Annotated in this window: 12 protein-coding genes and 1 pseudogene; 6 read left to right on the forward strand and 7 right to left on the reverse strand. The window is 62.1% G+C overall.

Annotation, left to right across the window (positions count from 1 at the left end; genetic code table 11):
• Window positions 1-5: 5 nt before the first annotated feature.
• Entirely contained in the window at window positions 6-608 is a 603-nt protein-coding gene (locus tag RLDS_RS45945) for a DUF308 domain-containing protein (protein ID WP_236616881.1), read from the forward strand.
• A gap of 63 nt (window positions 609-671) precedes the next feature.
• Here RLDS_RS45945 and RLDS_RS45950 read toward each other — a convergent pair whose 3' ends face one another.
• Window positions 672-1,238 carry a hypothetical protein gene (locus RLDS_RS45950; protein ID WP_021227184.1) on the reverse strand — a complete coding sequence of 189 codons (567 nt, stop codon included), beginning with the start codon at window positions 1,236-1,238 and terminating at the stop codon, window positions 672-674.
• A 323-nt stretch (window positions 1,239-1,561) separates the two neighbouring features.
• Here RLDS_RS45950 and RLDS_RS45955 point away from each other — a divergent pair, with 323 nt between their 5' ends.
• A complete protein-coding gene (locus tag RLDS_RS45955; protein WP_330217103.1) occupies window positions 1,562-2,554 on the forward strand; it encodes a glycoside hydrolase family 130 protein in 993 nt (330 codons plus the stop codon).
• A 39-nt stretch (window positions 2,555-2,593) separates the two neighbouring features.
• Here RLDS_RS45955 and RLDS_RS45960 read toward each other — a convergent pair whose 3' ends face one another.
• On the reverse strand, window positions 2,594-3,427 hold the full coding sequence (locus RLDS_RS45960) for a universal stress protein (RefSeq protein ID WP_021227186.1): 834 nt from the start codon (window positions 3,425-3,427) through the stop codon (window positions 2,594-2,596).
• A gap of 349 nt (window positions 3,428-3,776) precedes the next feature.
• Between RLDS_RS45960 and RLDS_RS45965 the strand changes: the two genes are divergently transcribed.
• Window positions 3,777-4,709, forward strand: coding sequence for a 1-phosphofructokinase family hexose kinase (locus RLDS_RS45965; RefSeq protein ID WP_021227187.1), 933 nt, complete (start codon window positions 3,777-3,779; stop codon window positions 4,707-4,709).
• A gap of 225 nt (window positions 4,710-4,934) precedes the next feature.
• Here the strand turns inward: RLDS_RS45965 and RLDS_RS45970 are convergent, their stop codons facing one another.
• The 5 genes from RLDS_RS45970 to RLDS_RS45985 all read right to left on the reverse strand — a co-directional run bounded on the left by RLDS_RS45970 (window position 4,935) and on the right by RLDS_RS45985 (window position 9,077).
• Entirely contained in the window at window positions 4,935-5,972 is a 1,038-nt protein-coding gene (locus RLDS_RS45970; protein WP_021227188.1) for a 2-hydroxyacid dehydrogenase, read from the reverse strand.
• A gap of 373 nt (window positions 5,973-6,345) precedes the next feature.
• Window positions 6,346-7,167 carry a universal stress protein gene (locus tag RLDS_RS45975; RefSeq protein ID WP_021227189.1) on the reverse strand — a complete coding sequence of 274 codons (822 nt, stop codon included), beginning with the start codon at window positions 7,165-7,167 and terminating at the stop codon, window positions 6,346-6,348.
• 128 nt (window positions 7,168-7,295) lie between these two features.
• On the reverse strand, window positions 7,296-7,670 hold the full coding sequence (locus RLDS_RS0128550) for a c-type cytochrome (protein ID WP_020820414.1): 375 nt from the start codon (window positions 7,668-7,670) through the stop codon (window positions 7,296-7,298).
• A 32-nt stretch (window positions 7,671-7,702) separates the two neighbouring features.
• Window positions 7,703-8,194 (reverse strand): GIY-YIG nuclease family protein, encoded by a 492-nt coding sequence (locus RLDS_RS45980; RefSeq protein WP_031298600.1) that lies wholly within the window; start codon window positions 8,192-8,194, stop codon window positions 7,703-7,705.
• A gap of 220 nt (window positions 8,195-8,414) precedes the next feature.
• On the reverse strand, window positions 8,415-9,077 hold the full coding sequence (locus RLDS_RS45985) for a hypothetical protein (RefSeq protein WP_020820417.1): 663 nt from the start codon (window positions 9,075-9,077) through the stop codon (window positions 8,415-8,417).
• 212 nt (window positions 9,078-9,289) lie between these two features.
• Here RLDS_RS45985 and RLDS_RS56055 point away from each other — a divergent pair.
• The 3 genes and pseudogenes from RLDS_RS56055 to RLDS_RS45995 form a co-directional block, all read left to right on the forward strand.
• Window positions 9,290-9,484, forward strand: a pseudogene (locus tag RLDS_RS56055) (ATP-binding protein); the annotation flags it as partial.
• 87 nt (window positions 9,485-9,571) lie between these two features.
• A complete protein-coding gene (locus tag RLDS_RS45990; RefSeq protein ID WP_021224283.1) occupies window positions 9,572-12,481 on the forward strand; it encodes a Tn3 family transposase in 2,910 nt (969 codons plus the stop codon).
• 142 nt (window positions 12,482-12,623) lie between these two features.
• Entirely contained in the window at window positions 12,624-13,490 is an 867-nt protein-coding gene (locus tag RLDS_RS45995) for a recombinase family protein (RefSeq protein WP_006953933.1), read from the forward strand.
• The last annotated feature ends 67 nt before the right edge of the window (window positions 13,491-13,557 follow it).

A 13,557-nucleotide genomic window follows, 5' to 3' on the forward strand; every position in this document is an offset into this window, starting at 1 on the left:
AAGCGATGCATCGGCCCTTCCACGTCGCCCCATGGCAGCTGACCTTGGGATGCGGCCTGTTCAAGCTCCTGCTCGCCGCCGGAGCTTTCGCTCTGCCGCTCCTGCACGTCGATGCACTCCCAAAGCTTGTCGGCTGGCTGTTGCTCGCCGGTGGCCTATCCGAGCTTCTGCTCTCATGGACCGGACGCCACAGCTGGGTGGGACGGATCACCTTCGGGTCGGGCGCTCTCACGCTCGTGCTCGGCGCCCTCTTCGTGGGCGGACCGTGGCATGGCCTCTACCCGCTGGCGCCGTTCGTCATGATCTGGTTCCTCCTCCGCGCCTTGCTGTCGATCGACGTCGCGTTTCAGTCGCGCCTTACGCCCATGGCGAACTGGATATGGCTTCTCCTGCGCGGTTTCGTCGATCTCGCCTTGGGGTTGTTGCTCCTGGCTGGCGCGCCGTTTGCCATGCTGGTGATCGCCGTCTTTGGCGAAGCACCGGAATTTGTGAGGCTATTCTCGGCGACGCTCGGCTTGAGTTTCGCGGTTGCCGGCGGAGGCCTTTGTGCGATCGCGCTGACGCAAAGGCGCTATCGCCGCCCTGATCCCTTCATGACCAACACTTGAACTCGGCTGCAGACGGGTGCGCTATCCGGTAGGTAACGCGAGAGCGCTGCTCCTCTGCGTACGTCAGGCGACCAGCTGCGCGGAGAGACCGATGTCGCGAAGGTCGTCTCCGGTGACCGCATTTGTGACCAGGGCGGCTTCGTCGATTTCGAGCTTCATTATCCTGCCGATCGCCCCTGAATAGTCGAAGGCCGCTTGGCTGAGGAAATCCGTCCAGGCGGCAACAATATCTCCGGGTGACTGCGCGGTGCCCAGTTCGCCCACCAGCGTCATGTCTGCTTCGAGACGCCGCGACGCCAACCTCAACGCGTCGCGCTGACATTGCTGTACGAACTGCCCTGCCGCTCCCTGGGCACTGGAAACGAGTTCCGATACGATCGATATGCTTGGTGCAGCAGCCGCAAGCTGGGTTTCCACGAAGGTGTTCCAGAAGTCCGTAGCCATCAAACCGTCGTCAGCCATCGCCTTCTCGCAATCTCGAGTCGTTGTTGCGTTGCAGCAGGGTACAACTTGCAGCGTAGAGATGCGAGACCCGGGGAAGCGGAATTGCCGATCGCGCGTTACGGCCTGCAGCACTCCAGACCTGCCGTCCTCCGCCTGCATCCGCAGCAGGCCAGGCTTGGTCTTCATCGAAGCGGGGATTCGAGTTGATCAACCACAGCCTTGTCCGCGAACTCGGGCCCACCTTGCGCGCAGATCCCTCGCGGGTCGTCATTCGGCCGTTCGTCCCGGGCGACGATCCGACCGTGCCCGATCCTGCGCTGCGATCCAGGATCGGCCGCATCATCGAGCGGATCGTCGCACTTGACGCACAGACATGCCGCTCCGAGCTTGAGCGCATCCTCGCCAGTCTTGCCGGGCGTCACGGCGACGTTGAGCAGGTGCTGCTGCGGCGGTGCAACGACCTTGTCTGCCCCCCTGCAATCCCCTCCCCCGGACTGACGAAGGATCAGATGCTCCTCATCGGCGCCTATATGAGCGCTGAATATTCGTACGAATCCGCCGCCCTTTTCAATCCGAGCATCGTGCCGCACCCCGAGGCGGCGAAGGTCGCCGGAGCGTCCCGCTTCCTGCTCTCGCTCCGCGCTGTCGGAGAAGGTCATCTCTCGTCCATCACTTTCCGGACCGGACATTTCGACGGCTCGCATGTGGAGCTCGATCCGGTCAGCGCCATTTCGACTCCGCCGCGGGTCGAGCCGCTGCCGGGCGGAGAGGCTGACGATCCCGGGGTCCGCCTGACCTGCGGAAGCTTCCCGGACATCTCATCGCTGGTTATTTTCCCCGTGACCTTCCGTCAGAGGCATGGCCTTGAAGATCTGCGGCTTACTCGCTTCGAGGAGGAGAATGGCTACAGCTTCTACCTGGGGACCTATACCGCAGCCGGGGGCGAGACCGTCCGCCAGGAACTGCTGCGGACCACCGATTTTCAAAGCTTTGAATTGAGCGCGCTGCGCACCGATGTATCCGACACCAAAGGAATTGCGATTTTCCCGAGGCGCATTGCCGGGCACTATGCCGCTCTCGCGCGCCTCGATCACGAAAGCATCTGGCTGCTTCGGTCCAATGACCTCTACAATTGGACGGATGGAGCGACCATCCTGCGGCCCTGCTTCCCGTGGGAATTTGTGCAGCTCGGCAATTGCGGGTCGCCGATCGAACTCGACGAAGGTTGGCTCGTGATCACCCATGGCGTCGGGCCTGTTCGTAACTACAGCCTTGGCGCCTGTCTTCTCGACAAGCAAAATCCTGCCCTCGTGCTGGGACGCTCCACGTCCCCATTGATCACCACTGACCCAAAGGATCGGGACGGCTACGTCCCGAACGTGGTCTACAGCTGCGGGGCTCTCCTACATGAGCGGACCTTGCTGCTGCCCTATGGCCTCGCCGACTCTTTCGTCAGCTTCGCCACTGTCGACGTCGATCGGCTGCTGGCCACACTCCGCTGAAGCCTAAACCGGCCAACCGCGCCGATGCGGCGTGAACGATCAGTGAGCCAGCAGGACCGGGCAACTGGGATGGTCGAGAACGGACCGTGTCGCGCCGCCAAGCACGAATTCCCGCGCGCGCGAGTGGCCAAAGGCGCCCATGACCAACAGGTCGCCCTTCATCTCTTCGCGGTAGGCCTGCAAGGCAATGCCCGCATCCCGCCCGCCAGCGGGCACCTCTACCATTTCGGCCGTGATTCCGTGACGCTCGAGAAAGCGGCAGGCGTCGGCAACCGGCGTGTCGCGGCCCACGTCCTTGTCCTGAGTCACGGTGACAAGGGCGACGGAGCTGGCCTGATGGCAAAGCGGCAGCGCATCGGCGAGGGCGCGAGCAGCCACACGGCTTCCATCCCACCCCACGATGATGCGCTCGAACTTCAGAGCTGCCCCCTCCCCTGGAAGGAGCAGCACCGGCCTTGCCGACTCGAATGCCAGGCCCTCAGCCATGGCCGGCGTCGCGGGATGGCCATGGACCGGAACGATGGTCAGGTCAAAAGCGCGCGCTTTTTTTGCAAGCGCCCAGTGGGTCACCTGCCCGGGGCAGTCGATGACGAAGGCCTCGCCGCGTCGCGACTCGTCGACAACTGCGGAAAACTGCTGGACCAGCGCGTCCGCCTGCTCCTCGCTGCGGCGGTTCTCCGCCGCAATGATCTGATCGGCCTGAAGCAATTTGTTCGCCAGCCAGTTCGATACGGGAGGAACGTGCACGCGGCAGACGCCGAGCGACAGCCTCGCTCCGATCAGCGCCGCGGCTGCTTGTGCACGCTCGATCGCTTCCACCGGGGTGACTTCGGCGTAACTGTTCGCCTGAAGAAGTATGTCGCGAATAGCCATCTCAAACCTCCGTTTCGCCTGGTATCGCAGACCCGGCGCCGTGCGCCGATCCGTAATCATCCGGAAAGACCGAAAGGCGCAGCCCGCTAGACTGGCACCGCGACAGCTGCCGCTTGCTCGCAGCGCAGCCCATGCTCGAAACGATTGGGTGAGGACCACGTCTCCGCGGCATCGAAGCAGGCGCGGAAAAAAGGATGAAGATACTCTGGATGGGGCGGAGCGGCGCGGCGTGATGGTGCGAAAATGTGCCGGCCTTGGCGGACGGAGCCTCTGCTCTATTGGCCGATTTGCTTCTTGAACACGCGTACCGTCCTGTCCAGCCTAGATCTCCTGAATAGCGGAGTAATCCATGCCCAGTGTTTCGACGCTCACCCTCAACCCCACAATCGATGTCGCTTACGAAGTGGGGCAGGTCTATCATACGCGCAAGATGCGGACCGAGGCGGAGTTTTATTCGCCCGGTGGCGGCGGCATCAACGTTGCCCGGGTCTTCGTTCGGCTCGGAGGCAACGCACGGAGCTACTATGCCTCAGGCGGCGCCACAGGGCCTGCTCTCGACGGCCTGCTCGACCTGCATCAACTCGTACGCAATCGCATTCCCATCCAGGGTCACACGCGGGTAAGCTCGGCCGTTCTCGAGCGGGAAACCGGCAAGGAGTATCGGTTCGTTCCTCAGGGTCCGAGCTTTACCTCCGCCGAATGGCAGGCCTGCCTCGAACAGCTCGCTCAGGCCAAGGGCGATTTCCTGGTCGCGAGCGGCTCTTTGCCGCCTGGCGTCCCGGAGGATTTCTACGGCCGCGTCGCCACGATCATGGCGACGCGCGGAATACCGATGGTACTCGACAGCTCGGGTCCAGGCCTGAAAGGCGGCCTGGCGGAGGGCGGCTTGTTCCTGATCAAGCCGAGCATCGGCGAACTTCGGCAATTCGTGGGCGAAGATCTCGCCGCGATCGAGGACGTGAGCGAAGCTGCCATGGCGATCGTCCGCGCAGGCCAGTCCAGATATGTCGCAGTGACCATGGGACATGAGGGCGCGCTCCTGGCGACTCCTGACGGCGCGCAGATTCTGCCTGCCCTGGAAGTCGACGCGAAGAGCGCCGTGGGCGCGGGCGACAGCTTCCTCGCGGCGATGGTTTTCGCGCTGAGCTGCAGCTGGTCGATCACGGACGCATTCCGCTTCGGTGTCGCAGCCGGCGCTGCCGCGGTCCTTAACCCGGGTCACGATCTCGCTCAGGCCGAGGAGATCCGCCGCCTCTACCCACAGGTGCCGCAACCGGCCTGATGCTCGGCCGAGCTCGCCGCCCTCCCCCGCACAACTAGACGGCAACGCCCGGCATCCGCTCTTGCCACCTGCAAGGCGACCGAGCCGAAGAGGGCGCAAACATCTTAGCACCGGCGCGAAGCGGATCGACATTGGCCAGGCGCTCGTCCCGCTTGATTGCGCCATGGGAACCCGCCGCGCCGCGGCCACTGTGATCAGCCGGCATGACCGGTTCGACCGGCGGCCCTACCCGTTCCCGCTACCGCCGACGGCAGAAGATCGGGCGCTCGCTACCACGGGGTGGCGCGGCCGCTGGTCCTTTTCGAAACAGGTAAGATTATCGATCGTGGTCGCCGCGATCGCGGTCATCGCCTCGACGGTAAAAAAGGCCTGGTGACCGGTGATCAGCACGTTCGGAAAGGTGAGCAACCGCGCAAAGAGGTCGTCCTGCAGGATCTCGTCCGACAGGTTTTCGAAGAAGAGGTCGCCTTCTTCCTCGTAGACATCAAGACCGAGATAGCCGATCACCCCGGTCTTGAGCCCCTCGATCAAGGCCCGGGTGTCGACAAGCGCGCCGCGTCCGGTGTTGATGAGCATCACGCCCCGCTTCACCAGCGACAGCGCATTGCCGTCGATCAGATGGCGCGTCTCCGGCGTCAGCGGGCAATGAAGAGTAACGATGTCGGAGGAGGCTAGCAGGGTCTGCAGATCGACGATCTCGGCGCCGGCCACGCAAATCTCGGGTGTCGGCGCCGGATCGTGAACAAGGATGCGGCAGCCAAAGCCGGCAAGGATGCGCGCCACCGCGGTGCCGATCTTCCCCGCTCCGACGACGCCTGCGGTGCGGCCCTTGAGATCGAAGCCAAGCAAGCCTTCGAGTGCGAAATTCCCTTCGCGAACCCGCGCATAGGCCCTGTGGATCTTGCGATTGAGCGTCAGGATAAGTCCGACGGTGTGTTCTGCAACCGCATCCGGCGAATAGGCCGGGACCCTACCGACGGCGATGCCGAGCTCATTCGCGGCGGCAAGGTCGACATGATTGAAGCCAGCGCTACGCAAGGCGAGCATTTTCGTGCCGCCGGCAGCAAGCCGCGTGAGGACCGGGCGATCGAGCACATCGTTCACGAACGCGCATATGGCAGAGGTCCCCGCTGCGAGCAGCGCGCTTTCCTCAGTCAGGCGAACATCGAGATAGCGCATGCGGTGCGGCGCGCCTTTCGCCGCATTGGCCTCATCCAGAAAGCGCCGATCATATGCCTTGGTGCTGAAAACCGTCACGTCCATGGCTGCGCTTCCCTTTGTCCTCCACCCTAGCGGCCGTATGTCCCTCAACGCGCAAGCACGTCGCCGAGGTTCCCGGGCTCCTGTGCATTGCCTTGTGGACCTGCTCGCGACAACCTGTGTGTACCGCTTGGATAACCCGGACAGCTTCGTCCGCACGATTGCTGTCATCGCCGCCGCGGAGCGGGAGCGAGGCAGCTGACGCGAGTGGCACCAAACAGATCGTGCGGGCGGCCATCGGGTCCGCCGTCGCAGGCAGCTGCGGTCTTGCAGGAAGAATAAGCGACCCCGCCGCCGGGGGGTCTCGAGAGGCGGCGGGGTCAGGCTCCGGAGCGTGTGGCGAAAACGCCGACAAGCTCCGGGGCGGGGGGTCTTGTCAGTGAGCGAAGAGCAGCGGAATCTCAGCGCCGTCGATGAGGTCCCGGGTCACGCCGCCCAGGATCATTTCGCGCAGGCGCGAGTGCCCATAGGCTCCGAGCGCCAGCATCGCCGCCCCATGCTCCCGCGCGCCGCGGATGAGTGCCTCGGCGTCCGAGCCGTCGCCGCGGGACAATGCGACCACATTGGCATCGAAGCCGTGGCGAGCGAGATGCCGTGCGATGTCGGCGCCAGGCTCGGACCCATGGCCTTTTTCACTAGGCTTGCCGTTCAGCACGAGGACGTCGATCTTCGCGCCGGGCTCGGCCAGCGCCTTGGCTTCCCGCAAGGCGAGCGTCGCCTCACGCGTGGCGTTCCAGCCAATCGCCAGATGGTCGACCGCGCCGGGGCGGTGACCTTGCGGGAGCACGAGGACCGGCCGTCCGGAAGCGAACAGAATACTCTCGATTGTCTCGCGGCGGATCGGCGGATGCTCATAGGCGCTTCTGGGACCAAACAGCACGAGATCGGCATAGCGCGCATAGACGGCCGCCTTCGAGAAGATCACGGCCGGCTGATCGGAGATCGTGCGCACTTCGATGTGTGCGGCGCCGGCTGCCTTGGCGATCCGCGCCTCCTTGGCGCTGACAGCTTCGGCGTAATCGTCGAGGAAGACGTAAGGCGGCCCCATTGTCAGCGCATAGGTTTCCGCGGGCATCGCCGAGAGCACGACGAAGGACAGCCGGGCGTCATGAAAAGCGGCAAAGGCGATCGCGTCTTCCAGAAACTGCCCGTCCTGTTCGCCGGTATCGACAACCGCGAGAAGATCCCTGATCGGCATTCCCGTCCTCCATTTGGCTCACGCGACGAGTTGTAGCCGCCCCGAGAGCCAGCTTCATTTGTGGGATATACGTAGGCGCCCAGGCAGGTTGCATCGGCAGCAAAGCCAGGCGCGGGTGACGTCCGGAGTTACTGGATTGGCGGCCGGTAATCCGCGCTTTGCAGCGTCAAAATATAGGCGGCGAGGTCATCGACATGGCCAGGCGCGATCTCGAACTTCATCACTTCGGGGAAATTGTGCGAATCGCGCAGCCAGGGCTTCAGGGTGTCGAGCGTCAGACCCCGTGCGTTCGCAACCGCTTCGAAGCTTGGCGCTTCCGGTCTTGGCGAGCTGCCCTCGCCGACGCCATGGCAGGCGGCGCAGTGGGCGCGCGCGAAAGCGGCTCCGCGCGACGCGGGCGTGTCCCGTCCGGCCGCAGCGGCGATCGATGACCGGCCGCCCGCCGCCGCGCTGCACGCCGCGGTGAGGATGACGACTGCAGAGAGGAGGCCGGCCTTGCGCATGCGCGCAATCTATCGGGAGCCGCAATTGTGCGTCAACCGGCCGCCGGTCGTAACAGATGCGATTGGCAAGTCGTGCAATCGCTCGCGCCGAAGCCGTTGGCCGTGCAGACGAACAAGCCCGAGCCGATGAGAGTGCCGACGATCGCGCACTCGTTGCCGCCCTTTATCGCAATGGCTTGCGCGGTGGCGGCTACTGAGGTCAGGTGATCGATATGCCAGCGAAGCGTCTTGCTGCGCTTCAGATGCCTTGCGATCCTGGCGCGCAGGCCTCCGGGGCCGTAGGCGCTCCCCGCGTAGACGTACCAGCCGGGCTCGAAGCTATCGGAGCCGGATCGGCGGGAAAAGACCACCTTCTCGTCCAGGCGGAGCAAGATGGCGTAAGCGCCCGTGCTCAATGGCAGGGTCGCGATGCTGTCCGCTGCAACCGGCACTCCGCCGATAAGCTGGCCCATGGCCGCCATGAAGCGGCTCTCATCGGAAGTGATGGCGCATGGCGAACCGAAGTGAACGTCGCTGCGGCTCATGACGAATGGTGAAACTCTCGCGGAGAAATGGTGTGTTTCTGTCGATAAGCATAGGATGTCGGGAGTCGGCAGGAAAGGTCAGGTCGTCTCACCCAGGTTCATGCTGGATCTCTTGACCATGGGAGGGGACGACCGTGCGACCCTGGCCTATACGATGCCTGATTATGGCCAAGCCCAGGAGCGGCGCCGTAGAACCCCATCATTACAAGCAAGCCACGGACTAGCGCTCGAACAAACGGGGATGCTTCTCTATAAAACGCCGGCCCCAGCTATCGAGATAGGCTTTGCGCGGTTGCCGCATATAGCGGTAGCCAGCCAGAGATACGGCGGCCGCTCCAACCGCATCGACGATGAGATCGGTCATCGTGTCCGACAATCCCGTGGGATCGCCGGGTGTCGGCTTCTGCATGGTCAAGCCGGCGAAGCTGTCCATGGCATATTCGAAGATCTCCCAAAGCGCGCCCACGCCGATCGAAAAGAAGAAGGCAAACATGGCGATGAAGGCAGGCGGCATCTGCATGTCGACATGCTCGTTCTTGTTGAGCGCATAGACCAGCATGAAGCCGACCAGGCCAAGTAGCAGCCCGGCGGTTGCGTGCAGGGCGTCGTCCCACCACCAGATGCGTTCGTAATAGTCGAGCACCTCGCCCAGAAAAATGGAAGCAAAGGCGAAAAGAACGCCGACCAGGTGTATCTCGGATGGTATCAGGGCGGCTCCGCTGTGAAGACGCCTCGCAAGCGGTGCGGCGGTGAATACGAGCAGGCAGACCACAAGGAAGCTGTGAAGCCACCGCCCCCGATAGGTCAGGACGATGAGCTCCGCGACGAGGAGGCCGGCAAGGACGAGCGTGATCAGCAGATGGGCGCGGCGAGCAGTTGTCATGCTCCCTGAAAACATTCCTGGCAGACCATGTTCCGTGCCCACCCTCGGTCTAAACCGATCCATGATCAGGGTGGGATCGTGTCCCCAGTCACTGCTGGCTGCAAGTGCTCTTCGGATTCAGGACTTGCTTTCGGGCATGAGGCTTATCGAGCAGCGACGATGCATTGCACGCAAATCAGGCCGAAGAGCGGCGAGCCTGCTGTTCAGCCAGCTTGGTGACACGCCTCGAAGAGGAGACCCGGATCGGCAAGGGCGGGACCCTGGCGGCGCAGCTGTCGCGGCTCGACCTGATCGTGCTCGACGAGCTCGGTTATCTGCCGTTCGCCCGCTCCGGAGGGCAGTTGCTGTTCCACCTCATCAGCAAGCTTTATGGCCCAGTCGGCCCCAAGCTGCGATTTTGGCCAAGTCGGAGAACGTTTTGGGAACGTGGCATTCGGTATTGACGATGGAAATCATAGAAGAGGACAGTTCGCTCCATCATAGGGAGTGGGTTGATGGATCGGAGTATTCCGGGCGGGGATTTGATCGGACGATGGAGCCTGAGCTTTGCCGATATTGATTTTGTAAATTCGAAGCCGGCCCTGACGCGCCTTGGCCTCGCCGCACAGCTGAAATTCTTCGCTTCCCTGGGGTTTTTCGCGATCGATCCCGGCTCAATCCCTACCGATGGCCTCTCGTATCTGGCCGAGCAACTCGGTGTCGAGGCTGGCGAGATAGCCGGTTATGACTTTTCCAGTCGGACAGCACGACGGCATTGTGCGGAGATCCTGATCCATCTTGGATATCACCGCATGAAGCGGGTGGATCGCGCGCAATTGACGGAATGGATTGCTGGCGAGCTGTGCCCGGGCGGCCAGTCGATCAATGCCATGCTTGAGCATGTTTTCCTGTGGTGCCGGGACCGGCGTATTTATGGGCCGTCGCGCAAGGAGCTTGAACGTGTCGTTCGCTCACAACGGCAAGATTATCTGGACACCTGGCTGATCGGAGCCAGTGATCGGCTTTCGTCAGATGCGGTGGCGTTATTGGAAGCCTCGCTTGCCGATCCGGACAGCTCGACCGGATTCAACAGGATGAAGGGTGACGCCGGACAGGCAACGCTCGACAACATTCTCGACGTGACCGAGAAACTCGCCTTTATCCAGAGACTTGATCTTCCCCATGATCTCCTGACGGCTACGGGCAAGCCATGGGTCGATCAGATTGTTCGCCGCGTTGCCGGTGAAAAGGCCTCGGAGATGCGCCGGCATGCGCCGGCGCGACAGCTCGGCCTTTATGCGATTTATCTAATGTCGCGGGAGGCGCAACTCACTGACGCGATGATCGACCTGCTGATCGAAACCGTTCACAAGATCGGAACGCGCTCGAAACGCAAGGTGGTGGGCGATATCGCGAAAGACATCGAGCGGGTCTATGGAAAGGAGCGCCTGCTGGTCGAGATCGCCAGCGCCTCGATCAATGAACCATCGGGGCGCATCTGCGATGTCATTTTCCCGATCGCCGGTAAGGCCAAGCTGGCGGCGATCGTCAAGGAGAGCCATGCGAAGGGCGCTCTGGACCGGCGCATCTACAAGGTGATGCGTGGTTCCTGGGCCAATCATTACCGGCGCATGCTGCCAAGCCTGCTTTCCGTACTTGAGTTCCGGTCGAACAACGCGGTGTGGCGGCCGGTCCTGGCGGCCCTCGACTGGATCAGGAGCAAGGTGGATGGCGGATGCCGCTTCGTGCCATTGCAGGATGTTCCGATCGATGAGGTGATTCCAGCGCGATGGCGCAGTTCCGTCATTGATGACGATGGGCGGGTAAACCGGATCAGCTATGAGCTTTGCGTCCTGACGCAACTGCGCGACCGCATCCGCTCCAAAGAAATCTGGGTGGTCGGGGCGGATCGCTATCGCAATCCCGATGACGATCTTCCCAAGGACTTCGAGATCAGGCGAGATGCGTACTATTCCGGCCTCAGCCTGACGCCAGATGCGCAGGCGTTTTGCGCCTCGATCCGGGAGGAGCTTGAACGGGAACTGTTGCTCCTCAATGCCAATATTCCACAAAACGACAAGGTCCGGCTCCTGTGGCGCGGCGACAACCGGATATCGATTACACCGTTCAAGCCCTTGCCCGAACCGAAGGGTCTCGCTTCGATCAAAAGCGAGATCGGTCAGCGCTGGCCGATGACCGGACTGCTGGACGTGTTGAAAGAGGCTGCTCTGGACACGGGATTGATGGATGCTTTCGAAACGTCGGCCTCGCGGGTTACCCTGTCGAAAGCAGCCTTGGCTCAGCGTCTTTTGCTGTGTCTCTATGGCTTGGGCACGAACGCCGGGCTCAAGCGGGTCGCTGGCGCAACACCCGATGTCAGTTACGAGGAATTGCTGCATGTCCATCGCCGTTTCATCCACGCGCCAGCGCTGAGGGAGGCGTGCGCGCGGGTAGCAAACGCGACACTGGCAATCCGCAATGCCGCAGTATGGGGAGATGCGGGCACGGCATGCGCGTCCGATTCAACGAAGTTCGGCGCGTGGGACCGCAACCTGATGACGGAATGGCACGCCCGCTATGGCGGCCGTGGCGTCATGATCTACTGGCATGTGGAGAAGCGCGCGACCTGCGTTTATTCCCAGCTCAAGCGGTGCTCTTCCTCGGAGGTCGCCTCCATGATCGAAGGCGTGCTACGCCATTGCACCGACATGGAAATCCAGCGCCAGTACGTCGATAGCCACGGCCAGAGCGCAGTCGGCTTTGCGTTCTGCCGACTCCTTGGATTTGAGCTTGCCCCGCGGCTGAAAGCAGTGGCACGCCAGAAACTGGCCCTTCCCCAAGCCGGCATGCGCACGCGGCTTTCCAATTTACTGCCGATCCTCTCCAGCCCGATCGACTGGGACGAGATCGAGCAACAATATGACGAAATGGTCAAATATGCCGCTGCCATGCAATCGCGCACCGCCGATCCGGAAGCGATCCTGCTCCGGTTTGCCAGAGCCGAAGTGATGCACCCGACCTACAAGGCGCTGAGTGAACTCGGCCGCGCGGTCAAAACAATCTTCCTATGCCGGTATTTGCGTCAGGAGGCATTCCGCCGCGAGATCCACGAAGGGCTGAATGTGGTTGAGAACTGGAACGGCGCTAATGGTTTCGTGTTCTTCGGCAAGGGCGGCGAGATCGCCACCAACCGCATCCATGAGCAGGAAATCTCCGTTCTGGCGCTACACCTCCTGCAAGCGTCGCTGGTGTATGTGAACACCCGCATGCTTCAGACCGTACTGGTTGAGCCGAAGTGGGCGGGGCGGATGACGCCGGAAGATTATCGTGGTCTCACGCCGTTGATCTACAGTCATGTGAACCCTTATGGCCGCTTCGACCTCGACCTGAACGACCGGATTGATTTTGGACGGCTTGCAGCGTGAGGCGGCTGATCGGCCTATAACATTTGGGTACACCCCAGAGTGATAGGGCCGAGTGACACCATTCGTCTGTCACAAAAGGGTGGGTTTGCGCTCAATGTGACGATACACTGCAAGAGCCACCCTAATGTGACGGATTTTGCACTTGGCTCGTATCGGATATGCCCGCGTCAGCACCACGGACCAGGATCTGGATATCCAGATTGGCCGCCTCAAGAATGCAGGTTGCGAAATTATCCGTTCCGAGACCGGATCGGGGGCCTCGCGGAGCGGGCGCACGGAACTGGAAACGATCATGCAGTTTATGCACACCGGCGACGAGCTGGTCGTGCTGCGGCTCGACCGGCTCGGCCGCTCCACGCGCGATGTCCTGAACCTGGTGCATGAGCTTGATGAAAAGGGAGCTTCGCTGCGCATCCTTGAGCCAGAGGTGACGACGGCGGGCGACATGGGGCGAATGGTCATCACCATACTCGGCATGGTCGCCGATATGGAGCTGAAGTTCATCAAGGATCGTCAGCGCGCCGGGATCGAAGCGGCGCGCGCCGAAGGCGTTTACAAAGGCCGGAAGAAGAACGTCGATGACGATGAAATCCGCCGTCGCCTTGCCGCCGGCGCCAGCAAGGCCCGCGTTGCCCGCGACCTGAAGGTCTCACGAATGACCGTCTATCGGGCGCTCGACATTATTCCGTCACAGACCAAACTGCCGGAAAAGCCGCCCACTGCCAGCATCGCCCTGCATCTGATTATCGAGAACTTCAACAAGCGTGGAAGAGGTAGAAAACCCGCTCGGGAGCGGATTGAGGCGATGCTGGAACGCGACTACGCCATGGTAAAAAACGGCAATTGTGATTACAAACTGACCGTCGCCTATGACCCCGATCCGGATGGCATTTCCCTTGATGAGGAAATCCAAAGCCTCCTCTCCGAGATGTTCAACATCGCAGAGAGCTACAATTGCTCCATGGAAGCCGATATCTACGAGGTCGGTGGTCAGCAACGGTCCTGGTAGAATCAATCAAGCGTTCAGTGTTCGTTCTTCAACCTGGCCAAAATCGCAGCTTCGGGCCGACTGGGCC

The organism is Sphingobium lactosutens DS20, from assembly GCF_000445105.1.
GTDB lineage: Bacteria > Pseudomonadota > Alphaproteobacteria > Sphingomonadales > Sphingomonadaceae > Sphingobium > Sphingobium lactosutens.

Coding starts and splice junctions, on each gene's coding strand:
- RLDS_RS45945 (WP_236616881.1), top strand. CDS start 6: ATGCATCGGCCCTTCCACGTCGCCCCATGGCAGCTGACCTTGGGATGC.
- RLDS_RS45950 (WP_021227184.1), bottom strand. CDS start 1,238: ATGAAGACCAAGCCTGGCCTGCTGCGGATGCAGGCGGAGGACGGCAGG.
- RLDS_RS45955 (WP_330217103.1), top strand. CDS start 1,562: ATGCTCCTCATCGGCGCCTATATGAGCGCTGAATATTCGTACGAATCC.
- RLDS_RS45960 (WP_021227186.1), bottom strand. CDS start 3,427: ATGGCTATTCGCGACATACTTCTTCAGGCGAACAGTTACGCCGAAGTC.
- RLDS_RS45965 (WP_021227187.1), top strand. CDS start 3,777: ATGCCCAGTGTTTCGACGCTCACCCTCAACCCCACAATCGATGTCGCT.
- RLDS_RS45970 (WP_021227188.1), bottom strand. CDS start 5,972: ATGGACGTGACGGTTTTCAGCACCAAGGCATATGATCGGCGCTTTCTG.
- RLDS_RS45975 (WP_021227189.1), bottom strand. CDS start 7,167: ATGCCGATCAGGGATCTTCTCGCGGTTGTCGATACCGGCGAACAGGAC.
- RLDS_RS0128550 (WP_020820414.1), bottom strand. CDS start 7,670: ATGCGCAAGGCCGGCCTCCTCTCTGCAGTCGTCATCCTCACCGCGGCG.
- RLDS_RS45980 (WP_031298600.1), bottom strand. CDS start 8,194: ATGAGCCGCAGCGACGTTCACTTCGGTTCGCCATGCGCCATCACTTCC.
- RLDS_RS45985 (WP_020820417.1), bottom strand. CDS start 9,077: ATGACAACTGCTCGCCGCGCCCATCTGCTGATCACGCTCGTCCTTGCC.
- RLDS_RS45990 (WP_021224283.1), top strand. CDS start 9,572: ATGGATCGGAGTATTCCGGGCGGGGATTTGATCGGACGATGGAGCCTG.